The following is a 14,912-nucleotide window of genomic DNA, read 5'->3' as shown; positions in this document are numbered from 1 at the left end:
AACTGAACCAATCCAACAATCACATCAACCGAATGTCAGACAGCGGACTCAAACAGAAAACCGCCAAGGGGCTTCTCTGGGGCGGAATAGGCAGCGGCACCATGCAGCTGCTCAATCTGCTTTTCGGCATATTCCTGTCAAGACTTCTCTCTCCGGCCGACTACGGTGTGGTCGGGGCGCTGACCATATTCTCGGCTATGGCCGGACTCTTTGCCGAAAGCGGCTTCACTCTGGCTATAGTCAACAGGAAAAACATCGGCCATGACGACTACAACGCCGTGTTCTGGTTCAACATTGTGGCCGGACTCGGCCTCTACGGGCTGCTTTTCGCGCTTGCCCCGCTGATAGCCCGCTTCTATAATCAGCCCGAAATGGTGTGGCTCTCGCGCTTTCTCTTCCTGGGCTTCCTTTTCGGAGGAATAGCCACCGCGCCGTCGGCCTACTTCTTCCGCAGTCTCAATGTCAAGCTCCGCAGCCAGATACAGATCTGCGCCATACTTCTCTCCGGCACCGTCGGTGTCACCTGCGCCGCGTTCGGATGCGGCTACTGGGGCATAGCGGCCCAGACGGTCACCTATTCAGGCTGCAACGCGCTGCTGCTGTGGCTGCGTTCGCCCTGGCATCCCACGCTATCGTTCCGCATGGCCCCGCTGCGCGAGATGCTACCGTTCAGCACCCGGCAGCTGATGACCTCGCTCTTCACCCACATCAACAACAATTTCTTCTCCGTGCTGCTGGGCCGCTTCTACGGAATGCAGCCCACGGGTTATTATACGCAGGGCAGCAAGTGGACCACTATGGGCTATTCGACCATCTCCGGAATGCTCAACAGTGTGGCCCAGCCGGTGTTTCGCGAGGCATCCGAAGAGCGTGAGCGCCTCTGCCGGGTGTTTCTCAAAATGCTCCGTTTCACCTCCTTTGTCTGCTTTCCGGCCATGTTCGGCCTGGCAATCGTGGCCAGAGAACTGATTGTGCTGAGCGTGACGGCCAAGTGGCTTCCGTGTGTGCCGGTGATGCAGATTCTTTGTGTCTGGGGCGCATTCATGCCTGTGGCTACTCTCTACGGCAACCTCTTCAACAGCATTGGCCGTCCGAACATATATATGTGGAACACTATCTCGCTGGGGCTCATGCAGCTTCTCTGTGTGATGCTCAGTTACCCCTACGGGCTGACGGTGATGCTTGAGGTCTATGCCGGAGTCAATGTATGCTGGCTTTTTGTCTGGCACTATTTTGCGGCCCGACACATCGGGCTGCGCCTCTCCGGGGTGCTTAAGAGCATGATGCCCTACATAGCTGTGTCACTTGCCGTCATGGCCGTCACGGTAGCTGCTACCGCACGGATCGAAAGCGCCATTGTCTCGCTTCTTGCCAAGATCTTCATGGCCGCCGCGCTCTACGGTCTGCTGATGTGGAGGCTGAAATCCGTAGTGTTCCGCGAGAGCATAGGCTATCTGACCAAAGGGCGCCTGAAACTCTGAAAAAATCTATTTGCAATAACTCTGAAAGGATATGGATATACTTGAGAATGTCACGGTGATAATCCCGGCCCACAACCGGCCGGAGCGTCTGCAGCGCCTGCTCGATTATTACAGAGGCACAGGCCTGCGGGTGATTGTCCCCGACTCGTCAGACGCTTTGTTTACCGGGCGTATGGATCCGGAACAGGTGGTCTATCTCCACCGTCCGGGTCTGCATTTCCTGCTTAAGATAAGGGAGATACTGCCCATGATCAGCACGCGCTATGTGTTTTACTGTGCCGACGATGACTTCATAGTGCCCGAAGCGGTCTGTGAGATTGCGGAGTTTCTTGACCGGAATCCGTCATACAGCTGCGCGCAGGGCCACTATCTGACCTTCACCCCCTGCGGTGACGGCGTGCGCTTCACTCCCCGCTATATCCGCAGTTTCGACAGCCGTGTGGACGGTGACAGCGCTGTGGAGCGACTAACCGGTCAGTTCGGAATGTATGCTTCGGTGCTCTACGGGGTGGTGAGGACCGATGCTTTCATCCGCACCTATCAATATTGTTTCGACAAGGGGGAGCCGCGTTTCTGCAATTTGTATCTCGCAGAGGAGTTTTTTCATAACTCGATGCTGATCCACGGCTGCTATGCCACCTTGCCTTGCTTCTACAGTGCCCGCGAGCAGATACGCAATTCTGCGGCGCAGATCACCGTGCCGTCATCGGTGATCAAGAATTCGCCGGAATACCGGCCGGAGTTCGACGGCTTTGTCCGCGGGCTCACACTTCTGCTTTCGGAGTGCGCCGGGATGCCGGAGTCTGAGTCCGAGGCTCTGATCAGACGTGTGGTTTCGGCGCCTGCCGACAAGCCTTCCGTTTTGTTCAAGCGCCGGGTCAATGCTTTTCTTGACCGCCATCCTCTGCTTGGCTGGGCCTCACGGCTGTCAGTATGGCGCTATCATCAGAAGGGGCTGAAAGCCGTGAGAGGACTTCAGAGCTATCCATGCACCTTCTCTACCCCGGCCACCGAGGCTATTGTCAGGGCCGTCAGGTCAGGGGGAAATGGTAAAAATGGTTGTTGAAAAAGAATTTAAAACATCCGCCGGGAGTGCGATAATGCGGAGAGCCCCCGTCCGGAGCGGTAAATCGGTGTCCTCGACCGGACACCATATGCAGGGGAAGACGGCAACCCCGTGACACCTTCGCGCTGTGCGCTTCGGTGTCACGGGCTATGAGTAAACCGATGTCCTGTCGGACATCACCATCCGGCCTCAGTACGCGCAGCGTGATCCGGATAGTTCCCATGTCAGACGAGATGTGTTCCGTCCGGGCTGTTGATGTCGGGTTTCCGGCAATGCGGGTTTCGTCTTGGCCGTGGTCGGCGGGTGTCCGGCAGGACACCGATTTACTCATAGCCCCCGACACCGTAGCGCATTGCGCGTAGGTGTCGGGGAGAAGACATTAAAACCAATGTGGTGTCCGGTTGAGGACACCGATTTACCGTTCCGGATGGTCTCGGAATTCGCGGCACCCGGAATCCGCTGTGCCTAAATCATTTCACATTCGGATAGTTTTTTTACGTTTCAGCCGGGTTTTGCTGCTGGCCCAAAAAAACGCCTCCGGATGCGGAAAACCCAGGCATCCGGAGGCGTTATGATTTCAGTGTATCCCCTATGCTATGCTGCCAGGCATCCGGGGACGATTGTTTTATTTCTTGTTTTTGATTTTTTCGAGCTGACGGTCGAGGGCTTCGAGACAGAGGTCAATGGCTTCTTCAAAAGTGTCGGCGGTCTTGTCGGCTACCTGTTCGCGTTCCTGGGGTACGCTCAGGCTGACGATGGCCTGTTTATTGAGGGCTGTTTCGGGTTTTACCACACGAAGCGAAACCTCGGCGCTCATCACTTCGGGATAACGGCGGGTCAGCTTCTCGATTTTCTTGTTGATGAAAGAGGTCAGTTTTTCGCTGATGTCGAAGTGGATGGCTTTGATGTTAGTTTCCATTTTTTCCTCCTTTTTTTAATGCACGCGGATGTGCGAGTTGGTAATTATGTTTAAGTTCACTGTAGGTCACATGGGTGTAGACCTGTGTAGATGTCAGAGACTGGTGTCCGAGCAGGGTCTGGACTGAGGTGAGAGGCGCTCCGGAGTTGAGCATGTCAGTGGCAAAGGAGTGGCGCAGCACGTGGGGGCTCAGCCGGCTGGCATGGACTCCCTCTTCGGAGAGGGTGCGGTGGACCACGTTGTAGACAAATTTCCGGTAGAGCGGAAGTCCGTCGTCGCGGACCAGGAGCGGTGCTGTCGGGTCGGCCGGAGAGATGGCGGTGGCCGGAGAGGAGTCGCGCGTCAACCGATAGTCTTCTATTGCCTGGCAGAGTTCGGGCCCGATCGGGATTATTCTCTCCTTATTACGCTTTCCGAGCACTTTTAGTTCACCTCTGGAGGTGTCGGTGGCGCGGTCGAGCAGGCCTGTCAGCTCAGAGCAGCGGATGCCGGTGGAGTAGAGCAGGTCTATGATCAGACGGTCGCGGAGTTCGGCGAAGGTGTCGGTCGGGGCGTCGTCAAGAACGCGGGCTGTGTCGTCGGGGCGTATGTAGACCGGAAGGTCTTTGGGTATTTTGGCGAGTGTAAGAGCCGATGCGGGGTTTGATTTGAGCCCGTGGTGACACATCAGAAAGCGGAAAAATGATCGCAGCGATGAAGCCTTGCGGCGGATGGTGCGGGGCGAGCGGCCTTCGCGGCCCAGAGAGCCGATCCACTGGCGCAGATCCGAGGTGGTGACGTCAAGCGGGTGCAGGAGTTCGGGACGGCCTGCCGTGGCAAAATCGGCCCACGCCATGAGGTCGGTGCGGTAGGCACTGACTGTCAGCGTCGAGTAGTTGAGCTCGTGGCTGAGGTGGTCGAGGAATTGATTGATCAGTTCCATAACATTCGGGGCTTCGGTTGGTTTGCCGTTAGCGCGAATATAGGAAATGTTTTTGTAAGAAGCAAATCTTTTTGCGCTGATTTTGCAGGAAACTTCTCAGGCGGGTGCGGGTTGAAGGTGGGAGAGGAGAGAGGAGAACGGGCCTACAGGCTGATGGATCAGGCTGATATGGAGGGGGCGAGGAGCATGCTGGCGGGTATGGCGGCGGCGAAGGGGAGCAGGCTGTGGATCGGGTCGGCTCCGAGGCTGCCGGTGGTCTGCACGACGGCGAAGACGGTGCCGGCGCTGTCGAAGTTGTAGGCTATGTTGTAGAGGACCACTGTGGCGGTGATGAAGAGCAGTTCGATGATGATGGCGGTGATGAGCGTTGCTGCCGAGGGTACTTTGAAGCGCAGGAGCGGGACGGCAGCGTAGCGGGCTATCAGTATGAAGGGGAGCATGATGGAGAAGAAGAGGCAGATGAAGGCCCAGGCGGTGGTGACGGGTGAGTTTTCGGAGAATATGTCGAGTCCGTCGAGGATGTTGGGGTTGCCGGTGACGGAGTAGACTATTATGCCTGCTACGAGCGAGAGGATGAGGCAGAGCATCACGAAGGCTACTATGGCGCAGACCATTCCGAAGAATCCGAGGATGAATTTGGCGGCTATGGAGAAGAAGGTGTTGATGAAGGTGGCGAATGACGATGAGTTTTCGTCAGGCACGGGGGCTGCGGGGGGTGTGGAGTTGTTGATCACGGTCTGGCCTATGTTGTCAAGTGTGACGGGCTGGCCTTGCATTTCGAGGATCTGACGCGGGGTGTGGGCCACGGGGATGATCATCCATGCCACCATGTAGACTATTACGCAGGGCCAGAAATAGGTGCAGACGGTGAGGATGGTGGCGAGGATGCGCATGACGGTTACGTCCCAGCCGAGATACTGCGCGAGGCCGGCTATGACACCTCCGAACACTTTATGGCGCACGTCGCGGTAGAGCCGTTTGTGGATTGGCGGCGGGGGCGGTGTGGCCTGACCGGTGCTGTGGCGGCTCTGTGGGGCTGCTTTGGGGTCGGGAGGGGTGGCGCCGGTCGGTTCGCTGCTGTGGCGGGAGGTGCTGTCAGGGTCTTCTTCGGAGAGTTCTTCGGGACGGCCCATTGTCTCGATGACGCGGTTGACGTCGTCAATGACGATTACGTTGGCTCCGCGGGCAATGCGTTCTTCGAAGTGTTCGGAGATGCGCTGTTCGATGTCGTTGACTATCTCGTCGGCTTCGTTGTCGGCGAAAGTGGCCCGGAGCTGGGAGAGGTAGTCGAGGAGGAGAGTGTAGGCGTCTTCGTCGATGTAGAAGATTTTGCCGTTTATGTTGGCGGGGAAGCTCTTTTTCATGTCAGTCTTTGAGTCTGAGAGGGTTGGGTGTGATGGGTGTTATAATAGGAGGGTTTGCGAGGAGGAGGTTGACGGAGTTGCTGATCTCGTCCCAGGAGGCCTGGAGCTGTCCGAGGAATTCGAGCCCAAGCGGGGTTATGGAGTAGTATTTCCTCGGCGGCCCCTGGAGGGATTCTTCCCATCGGTAGGCGAGGAGTCCGTCATTTTTGAGGCGGGTCAGCAGCGGATAGAGAGTGCCTTCCATTACGATTAGATGCGCTTCTTTTAGCCGGGCTATCATCTCGGAGGCGTAGGCGTCGCCGCGCCGGAGTATGAGCAGTACGCAGAATTCCAGCATTCCTTTGCGCATCTGGGATTTCAGATTGTCTATGTTCATGATTTTTGGATGTTTTTCTGTCGGAGTGACTACCGGTTTTGTCTCTCGGACGTTGCAAAGGTAGGGATTGGCAAAGTACTATGCAATACATAGTACTATGAATTAACAAAAATTAAATCTTCCACCCTCTTAGTGTCGCGTTTTTCTGTTCCGGATTGTTATATTTGCAATAAACAATTGCATAAAGATATGCTAATCTCCAAAAATAAATTATATGCGCCAGATAATACGACATTTTACTGATGACGACTTGTATAAGTTCACAATGTGCTGCGCGGTAATTGAAAACTTCCCACGCACACAGGTACGTTACAAATTTAATGACCGGGACAATACCGTTTATCCTGATGGCTTTGCCGATGAGCTCCTTCGTCAGATACAAATGCTTGAAGACGTGATAATCACCGAAGAGGAAATTGCGTTTTTGCAAGAAAAATGCAGCTATATCCCCGCTTGGTTTTGCAGCTATCTCAAAGGATTTCGGTATGACAGCAAATGGGTAAGGATAAATCAAGATGAAAACGGACATCTTGACATAGAGTTCGAAGGCTGTTGGAGCAACACAATACTTCTCGAAGTGAAAGTCCTCGCAATCATCTCGGAACTGTATTATATAATGACGGGAGAAGCAGAGAAACTCGATTATGAAGGATACTACCGAAAATCGCATGACAAAGCACGGAGACTGATTGAGGCCGGTTGCACGTTCAGTGATTTCGGCACCCGCCGCCGAGCATCATTTCAGGCTCAGGACACGGTGGTCAAGGCAATGAAAGATTGTCAGGACACAATGTCTGGCCCCGGAAGATTCATAGGCACCAGCAATGTGTATTTCGCCATGAAATATGATCTCGTGCCAATAGGGACGATGGCCCATGAACTTATATGTGCCATTGCCGGAATGTATGGTCCGCAGATGGCAAATTATCTTGCCATGAAAACATGGGCATCTACATATCGGGGTGCGTTGGGCACATTCCTTTACGACACCTATGGCTGGCGGATTTTCAGCCTTAATTTCTCTGAGGATTATGCCAATATGTTCAAGGGGCTGAGAGTGGACAGCGGCGATAACTGCCATGAACTCGATCTCATTGTCGAAAAATACAGGAGTCTTAACATTGATCCACGCACCAAGCAGATTGTGTTCAGTAACGGCTTGAATGTTGATAAAGCAATCGAGATACAGAGATATGCCGAAGACAAGTGCATACCATCATTTGGCATTGGCACTCATTTTACCAATGATTTCGAGGATGTCAGACCACGTAACATAGTCATCAAACTTGTCGCGGTGAAGATTACCGAATCATGGACATTCTATTGCAGCACATGTAAGTTAAGCGAAGACAAAGGCAAATATTCCGGCGATGAAGCAACAGTGTGCCGATTTCTTGAAGCACTTCATTTGACAGATGGCGAGTTATGACTTTTCGGACCAATCGTTCGGGTGTAATGAACTATAAGAGGGTGTTTCATAACAAGAGTTAAAATCTGAGTGGTGTATCTTTTAGATAAATTGTTGCAAGTGAGGAAGAGGCATAGCGAGCTATGCGACTGACGAGCTTCAACAATTTAGCAAAAGAGACACCAAGGCTCAGGTAACTCAAAATTTTTCACAAATGGAATACTCCTATTTAACGTGAGTTCGGTATAGGCACTTCATAAGAACCGTACGGCTGAAGTGTTATGAAGGGCTTGTATAAAAAACGGAATCTTTCGTCCGGACATGATTATAGGTTGCCGGCAGTAAGACGGGACACCGCGACCTTGTCGATGCGAACACGGTCCATGTCCGCGACTTCAATTTTGAAAGAATGCCATTTTATTGTGTCGCCCTCAGTGGGTACTTTGCGCAGAGTCTCCATTATCAGACCTCCGATTGTCGTATATCCTGCCGGTTTGTACAGCTCCTCACAGTCAAAATATGCAAGAAAATCATATATGGGGCACTGCCCGTCAACGAGCCATTCGTCCACATCCGGACGCTTCACAATCATAGGCCCTTCTCCGGACTGGGCGATATTGCCAACAAGACCGTCGAGTATGTCGCGGAGTGTTATAATGCCTTGGAAGCTACCGAACTCATCGTAAACAAGAGCAAAGTGGTTGTCGGTGGTTTTGAACGTTTCGAGCGCGTCATATACCGTCATGGACTCAGGAAGACACATAGGAGGTATAATCGCTTTTTCGATATTGAAGTCGGGCTTGCCGAGCGACAGCACGAGACTTTTAAGAGATATAACACCACAGATGTCTTCTTTATCTCTGTCGAAAACGGGATATGAGGAATGAAGGTCATCGCATAATACTTTCCGGATGCTCTCTTCATCCATATCAATAGTCAGAGTCGCCACTTCTTTACGACTGGTCATAATCGCGCCGATACGGCTGTCACCCATAACTAATGCTCGCTCCATGATGTCCTGTTCAACCTCACGCACTTCTCCGGAATCTATGCCTTCCTGAATCAAAGATTTGATTTCTTCCTCAGTTACTTTTGATGTATTGTTTCCAAGTTTGAAAATCTTGACAATGGCCGATGTTGACGCAGACAGCAGCCATACAATGGGATATGTTATTAGAGAAAGCAGTCTCATTGGACCCGCCGCCAGTTTGGCAATCCCGTCAGCATGTCCCATGCCGATTCGTTTCGGCACAAGTTCACCAACAACTATCGACAGATAAGTTACTATCGCGACAATGACAAATTTCGCAATATTCATCGCCATTTTTGGGGCGAGACCTATTGATGTCAAATAATTGCCTGCTTCCGTTGCTATTGTAGCACCTGAAAACAAACCGGTAAGAATCCCGATAAGTGTTATTCCTATCTGTACGGTCGATAAGAACCGATCTGGCTCACTCTGGAGTTTCAAGGCATTGGCGGCACTACGATTGCCGTCTTTGGCTTCTGCCGACAGCTTGGATTTTCGTGCTGATATAAGGGCGACCTCCGACATTGAGAATACACCGTTGAGAAGTATTAAAGCGATTATTATAATCAGGTCATCCATATAAAAAAAGTGCAAATTATCTTTAGAGATTGTCTAAGAATAAGTAAAAAGACACCGACAAGGCCTTCAATAGCAAAGTGATATAGATTTTAGACAATCTCTTAGAGTTTTTCGCGTTCGAGGCCGTGGCGGGTTTCGTCGGTGGCGGGGACAAGGGGGAGGCGGAGGACTTCTTTGTAACGCGGGAAGAGGATGTGGAGCAGGCATTTGATGCCGGCGGGGTTGCCGTCTTTGAATAGGAGGGAGTAGAGGGCTGAGAATTGCTGGTGGAGTTTGGCGGCGTGATCGGGGGTTTCGTCGGTCATGCTCGCGTGGATCATTTCGGTGAAGCGTTCGGGGTAGGCGTTGCCGAGCACGGAGATTACGCCGTCGCCGCCGATTCGGATCATGCTATGGGCGAGGGAGTCGTCGCCTGAGATTACGAGAAAGCCTTCCGGGCGGCGGGTGATTACGTTCTGCGCCTGCTCCATGTTGCCGCTTGCTTCTTTGATGCCTATGATTTTGCCCTGGAATTCGCGGGCAAGGCGTATGATGGTGTCAACGTTCATGTTGACTCCTGTGCGGCCGGTATGTTGTAGAGGATTACGGGGATTGGCGATGCCTTGGCTATTTCGGCGAAATGGCGGTACATGCCTTCCTGGGTCGGTTTGTTGTAGTAGGGGACCACTGAGAGGATTGCGTCGAATTCGTCGAGGCGCTCTGTGGTCAGGAGTTCGTTGACTACGGAGCGGGTTGAGTTTCCGCCGATTCCGAGCACTACGGGGCAACGGTGGTTGATGTGGTCGAGTATGTGGAGCGCGAGGCGGTGTTTCTCGTCGGGGGTGAGTGTCGGTGTTTCTGCTGTTGTGCCGAGGGCTACAATGTAGTCGGCTTTGCCGTCGACCAGATAATCAAGGTGGGCGTCAAGTGTCTGAAAGTCGATATCTCCGTTTTCGAGAAATGGCGTGGTGAGTGCAACTCCCATGCCGCGCAAGTGCTCAGATGACATAAAGAAATTGTAAGATGGATTTGCGTTAGAGCCGTCGATTTGATGTGTTTTGTGTCAAATAAACATCAAAGTCTCCGGTTTGGTTGCAAAATTACAAAATATTTGCAAATTAGCCAAGAAAGAGGAGACGATGAGGATCTGAAGTGCCGGTAGCTCCGGATGGTCTGAAACTTCCGGTGTGGCTTGAGGTGGCCAGGGTGTTCTGGTCAAGGGTGGTGGCCTGAGGGTTCTTTTGGGACCTGGGTTATTTGCGGGCTCGTTTGGTTCTGCGTTTGTGTGATGCTGTGGTTTTGGCTTTGCGCTTTTTGGCGGGGGCGTATTTCTGAGATTTTCCGTAGGTGCGTTTGTCGAAGGCGAATATGTCTTTGTGGGGCACCTGGTTTTCAAAGTCGATGATTGCTGCTGGGTTGATGGGGATTCCGAGGTAGCGGCATTCGAAGTGGAGGTGTGGTCCGGTGCTACGGCCTGTGTTGCCTCCGAGAGCTATGGGGTCGCCGGCTTTGACGTATTGGTTGGGTTTCACGAGGAAGCGGCTGAGGTGGCCGTAGACTGTTTCGAGGCCGTTTTCGTGGCGCATCACTACGTAGTAGCCGTAGCCGCGTCCTTCATATTTCGTGAGTCGGATTTTTCCGGAGAATGCTGCGCGGACGGTGTCGCCAACCTGGAGCTTGAGGTCAGTTCCGTAGTGCATGCGTCCGAAGCGAGAGCGGTAGCCGTAGTTTGATGTGATGTGGCCGGGACAAGGTGACACGAATTCCGAGACGTCGATGTCATGATGGTCAGGGATTGTGACTGCTGTTCCGTAGGGGTTGACGCTTTCGCTGTTCCAGAAAGAGTTGAAGATTTCGTTGTCAATGGCGGCTTCGCGAGCTTTGATCTGGTTTAGGAGAAGGTCGTTGTTTTCGATCTTGAAGGGGTTGACTGATGGCCGCTGGTTGGCTATCAGAGAGTTGTGCTGGTTGGTGTGTAATTCGGGGAGTTTTAGCTGTGCCTGTGCGGTGAATGCTGCCGCTGAAGCGAGGAGTGAGATGAGGAGTGTATTGAATTTTAGTAATTTCATTGGAGTATTCAAAATTTTTTCCGGCAAGAAGATGGAGAGTTGATGGTTATGCTTTTTTATCCTGGCTGTCGGTTCCCTGCGGGGGACTGGCCGGGATGCCGAGCTCGTCGGTTGAATTGATGAATGGGGTGGCTGCTGCAGTGCGCGGGAAGAGTTCTTCGGGGCGGAAGAAGCGTCGGATCTCGGTTTCGGCATCTTCGGGTGAGGAGGATGCGTGGATGATGTTTTCCTGATTCGACATTGCGAAGTCGCCGCGGATTGTTCCGGGAAGAGCTTCGCGTCCGTTAGTGGCGCCTGTGAGCGATCGGACCACAGAGATGGCTTGGATTCCCTGGAGGACCATGACGATGACGGGCGATGCGGTCATCGAATGTAGTATCAAAGGGAAGAATGGTTTGCTGACGAGGTGAGAGTAGTGCTGGTGCAGAAGCTCTTCGGAGAGTTGCATCATTTTCATGCCGGTAATGGTGAGGCCCTTCTGCTCGAAGCGGGAGAGAACTTTGCCGACAAGAGCGCGCTCGATTGCTGATGGCTTGAATATGATTAGAGTCTGTTCCATTTAGAGTGACGATTAACAGATGTTTACGGTTTTCGTAAGCACTTTCCAAATTTAGTCATTTTGAGGCGATTGAAAAAAATCGGGCGGGATAAAAAGTGTGAATTTTGGGAAACAGAGTTTAATTTCGGTTTGTATCGGATTGTTTGTCAGGTGTTTGGACGTCAATGTGAAAATACTATAAAATATGTCGGGCGGTTTCGGCTTTTGATTTTGCGTGTGAATTTATGTAAAATATTGTAATTCGGGAAGGTCTTGTTTTAACATTTGCCGCCAGGAGCAAAGAAAAACGGCCTGATTCAAGGGGGTGATGAATCTGACCGTGGGTTTCTTTGGTGGGCGCTGAGGGATTCGAACCCCCGACCCTCTGCTTGTAAGGCAGACGCTCTGAACCAGCTGAGCTAAGCGCCCGGATTTTGATTGCGCCGCTTGCGCTATCCGGTTTTGCTTTAGATGCGAGAAAGTTTCTGAGTTGGTGGGCGCTGAGGGATTCGAACCCCCGACCCTCTGCTTGTAAGGCAGACGCTCTGAACCAGCTGAGCTAAGCGCCCTTTCTCGCTTAAAGCGTTGCAAAGGTAGAGAGGATTTTTGAATCGACCAAATGTTTTTGAAAGTTTTTTCGATTTTTTTTGAAAAATAGGGCTTAAAAGGGAGAAATCGTAGAATTATTGGTCGGAATAGCGGGCGAGTGGATGATAATGGTTGGCCCTGACAGTTAAAAATGATATGAAAGGGGTAGTGAAAAAAGATTGCATGGGTGTGGATTTTTTTGAAGGAAAGGTTGGAGGGATCAAAGTTTATTTTCTAAATTTGCAAAAATTCTTAATTGCAGAGCTTTTTTTAAACGGAAATCTACAAGTGTAATTTGGAATTTAACCAATCTATAAAAATCTAAGGCCTGACATCATGCAGCAGGAACAGAAAGAGCCGGCAGGCGGCCAGCAACTGGCGACCGGACCGGTTTCTGAAAAAAATATTGTCGACAGCGTGGTCATCATTCCCACCTATAATGAAAAGGAGAATGTGGCTGCGATTATCGAGGCTGTCTTCGGACTGCCACGTGAGTTTGACGTGCTGATAATTGACGATAATTCTCCTGACGGCACAGCCGCGATAGTGAAAGATCTCCAGAAGAAGTATGCCGGACGCCTGCATCTGGTGGAGCGCGCCGGCAAGCAGGGACTGGGCACGGCTTATATAGCCGGATTCAAGTGGGCTCTGGCGCGGGACTATGAATTTGTGTTTGAAATGGACGCCGACTTCTCGCACAATCCCGCCGATCTGCTGAAGCTCTATGACGCCTGCTCCAGGGACGGCGCCGATCTGGCCATCGGGTCGAGATATGTGACGGGTGTCAATGTGGTCAACTGGCCTATGGGCAGGGTGCTGATGTCGTACTACGCCTCGCGCTATGTGAGGGTTGTGACCGGGATGCCGATCAACGATGCTACGGCCGGATTTGTCTGCTACCGCCGCCGGGTGCTTGAGACCTTGCCTCTGGATGGTATCCGTTTCAAGGGCTATGCATTTCAGATCGAGATGAAATTCCTGGCCTATAAGTATGGATTCAGGATCAAGGAAGTGCCCATCATCTTTGTGAACCGTGTGCTCGGAACTTCGAAAATGAGCTCCGGTATCTTCAGCGAGGGATTTTTCGGGGTGATGAGGCTGAAATGGTCGAGTCTGTTTACGAAATATGAACGCAAGACAGTGTAAGCCTCCTCTATCTGATAAATTTTAAACTCAAGCGTTGCAGATGGCTACCACCTTATTATATAATGCAGAGATTGCCAACGAAGGCCGCCGGTTCAGAGGCTATGTGCTTGTTGACGGGCAGAAGATAGGCCGAGTGGGCGAAGGCACGGCCGACGGCGCCGAATGTATGCGCCTGAAGCAGACAGCCGACAGGGCTGTTGACTGCGGAGGGCGACTGCTGATACCCGGAGTGATTGACACGCATGTGCATTTCCGCGATCCGGGTCTGACGGAAAAGGGCGACATGGCCACGGAAAGCCGTGCGGCGGTGGCCGGAGGTGTCACCTCGGTTGTCGATATGCCAAATACGAAGCCTGCCACTGTGACTTGCGCGGCGCTTGGGGACAAGATCAGGCGCGCAGCTGAAGTCTCGGCTGCAAACTTCGGCTTTTTTATCGGCGCCACAAATGACAATGCCGATGAGCTGCTGAAGGCCGACTACAGCCGGACGGCCGGCATAAAACTGTTTCTCGGATCGTCGACGGGCAACATGCTTGTTGACGACAACAATACACTTGAAGAACTTTTCGCCTCCGCTCCGGCGCTGATAGCCGTGCATGCGGAAGACGAGGCGACGATCCGTGCGGCCCGCGAAAGGCTGCTGGAGGAATGCGGCGGCTCGATTCCGGTTGAAAGACATCCGGATGTCAGGCCCCGCGAGGCTTGCGTGAAAGCCACACGCAAGGCTATAGAACTTGCCCGGAAAACGGGTGCGCGTGTGCACATCTGCCACTTGTCCACTGCCGAGGAGCTGCAGCTTGTCAGCGAAGCCAAGGCCGAGGGAGTGAAGGTGACGGCTGAGACCTGCCCGCAATATCTACTTTTTGACCGGAATGATTTTCAGAGAGCCGGCGCGCGCATCAAGTGCAATCCGGCTATCAAGGAACCGTCTGACCGCATAGCGCTGCTGCGCGCTATCCAGCCCGGAGGCTGCATCGACACCATTGCCACTGACCATGCTCCGCATCTGCCCGCGCAGAAAGAGGGCGATGCGCTGACTGCCGCGTCGGGTATGCCTATGGTGCAGTTTTCGCTGCGCGCCATGCTTGAGCTTGTGGCGTCAGATCCGCAACTCGAAGGCTGCGGACCTGAGCGGGTGGTGGAACTGATGTGTCACCGTCCGGCCGATCTGTTCGGCATCAAAGGGCGCGGTTATATCCGCGAAGGTTACTGGGCCGATCTGGTGCTGGTGGATCCTCTCGGATGCCGGACTGCGGTGAGCGATTCGGAGGTGATCAGCCGCTGCGGCTGGACTCCGCTCGCCGGAATGACTCTGCCGGCGCGGATCGAGATGACAATGGTCAACGGAACGGTGGTCTACGAGGCCGGTTCCGATCCGCAGAGCGGCGCGGCTATGGCGCTCGAATTCGGCACGACCGGCGAAAAGCCCTGAAACAGGAACTTATAA

12 protein-coding genes, 2 tRNA genes and 1 pseudogene are annotated in these 14,912 nt (G+C 52.8%); 5 read left to right on the top strand and 10 right to left on the bottom strand.

The window, feature by feature from the left end; genetic code table 11:
* Window positions 1-32: 32 nt before the first annotated feature.
* Window positions 33-1,481 carry a lipopolysaccharide biosynthesis protein gene (locus tag E7745_RS02305; RefSeq protein WP_136409156.1) on the top strand — a complete coding sequence of 483 codons (1,449 nt, stop codon included), beginning with the start codon at window positions 33-35 and terminating at the stop codon, window positions 1,479-1,481.
* Between the two features lie 31 nt (window positions 1,482-1,512).
* The gene (locus tag E7745_RS02300) at window positions 1,513-2,547 is read left to right on the top strand and encodes a TIGR00180 family glycosyltransferase (RefSeq protein WP_136408223.1); all 1,035 of its coding nucleotides are present in this window, start codon (window positions 1,513-1,515) and stop codon (window positions 2,545-2,547) included.
* Window positions 2,548-3,172: 625 nt separating this feature from the next.
* On the opposite strand, the gene hpf is transcribed toward E7745_RS02300, so the two are convergent.
* From hpf to E7745_RS02280, 4 genes are all read right to left on the bottom strand, one after another.
* On the bottom strand, window positions 3,173-3,466 hold the full coding sequence (gene hpf, locus E7745_RS02295) for a ribosome hibernation-promoting factor, HPF/YfiA family (RefSeq protein ID WP_107032455.1): 294 nt from the start codon (window positions 3,464-3,466) through the stop codon (window positions 3,173-3,175).
* A complete protein-coding gene (locus E7745_RS02290; protein ID WP_123397870.1) occupies window positions 3,456-4,388 on the bottom strand; it encodes a tyrosine-type recombinase/integrase in 933 nt (310 codons plus the stop codon). Before E7745_RS02290 ends, hpf begins: the two co-directional genes overlap by 11 nt.
* A gap of 158 nt (window positions 4,389-4,546) precedes the next feature.
* Window positions 4,547-5,752 carry a PspC domain-containing protein gene (locus E7745_RS02285; RefSeq protein ID WP_123397871.1) on the bottom strand — a complete coding sequence of 402 codons (1,206 nt, stop codon included), beginning with the start codon at window positions 5,750-5,752 and terminating at the stop codon, window positions 4,547-4,549.
* 1 nt (window position 5,753) lies between these two features.
* Entirely contained in the window at window positions 5,754-6,128 is a 375-nt protein-coding gene (locus tag E7745_RS02280) for a PadR family transcriptional regulator (RefSeq protein WP_107032458.1), read from the bottom strand.
* Between the two features lie 214 nt (window positions 6,129-6,342).
* On the opposite strand from E7745_RS02280, the gene pncB reads away from it, so the two are divergent.
* Window positions 6,343-7,557 (top strand): nicotinate phosphoribosyltransferase, encoded by a 1,215-nt coding sequence (gene pncB, locus E7745_RS02275; protein ID WP_123397872.1) that lies wholly within the window; start codon window positions 6,343-6,345, stop codon window positions 7,555-7,557.
* A 304-nt stretch (window positions 7,558-7,861) separates the two neighbouring features.
* Here pncB and E7745_RS02270 read toward each other — a convergent pair whose 3' ends face one another.
* The 6 genes and pseudogenes from E7745_RS02270 to E7745_RS02245 form a co-directional block, all read right to left on the bottom strand.
* Window positions 7,862-9,145, bottom strand: a complete 1,284-nt coding sequence (locus E7745_RS02270) for a hemolysin family protein (protein ID WP_107032460.1) — start codon at window positions 9,143-9,145, stop codon at window positions 7,862-7,864.
* 101 nt (window positions 9,146-9,246) lie between these two features.
* Window positions 9,247-10,109: pseudogene (dapA, locus tag E7745_RS02265) on the bottom strand (4-hydroxy-tetrahydrodipicolinate synthase).
* A gap of 268 nt (window positions 10,110-10,377) precedes the next feature.
* Window positions 10,378-11,193 (bottom strand): M23 family metallopeptidase, encoded by an 816-nt coding sequence (locus E7745_RS02260; protein ID WP_136408222.1) that lies wholly within the window; start codon window positions 11,191-11,193, stop codon window positions 10,378-10,380.
* Between the two features lie 46 nt (window positions 11,194-11,239).
* Complete coding sequence (ndk, locus tag E7745_RS02255) at window positions 11,240-11,752, bottom strand: nucleoside-diphosphate kinase (protein ID WP_107032462.1); 513 nt, start codon at window positions 11,750-11,752, stop codon at window positions 11,240-11,242.
* A 330-nt stretch (window positions 11,753-12,082) separates the two neighbouring features.
* A tRNA-Val gene (locus E7745_RS02250) sits at window positions 12,083-12,160 on the bottom strand.
* 62 nt (window positions 12,161-12,222) lie between these two features.
* Window positions 12,223-12,300, bottom strand: a tRNA-Val gene (locus E7745_RS02245).
* A 355-nt stretch (window positions 12,301-12,655) separates the two neighbouring features.
* On the opposite strand from E7745_RS02245, the gene E7745_RS02240 reads away from it, so the two are divergent.
* Entirely contained in the window at window positions 12,656-13,465 is an 810-nt protein-coding gene (locus tag E7745_RS02240; RefSeq protein WP_136408221.1) for a polyprenol monophosphomannose synthase, read from the top strand.
* Window positions 13,466-13,505: 40 nt separating this feature from the next.
* Window positions 13,506-14,897 carry a dihydroorotase gene (locus E7745_RS02235; protein ID WP_136408220.1) on the top strand — a complete coding sequence of 464 codons (1,392 nt, stop codon included), beginning with the start codon at window positions 13,506-13,508 and terminating at the stop codon, window positions 14,895-14,897.
* The last annotated feature ends 15 nt before the right edge of the window (window positions 14,898-14,912 follow it).

Origin of the sequence: Duncaniella sp. C9 (assembly GCF_004803935.1) — a bacterium.
Lineage (GTDB): Bacteria > Bacteroidota > Bacteroidia > Bacteroidales > Muribaculaceae > Duncaniella > Duncaniella muris.
This window is presented reverse-complemented; position numbering and strand designations above follow the sequence as displayed.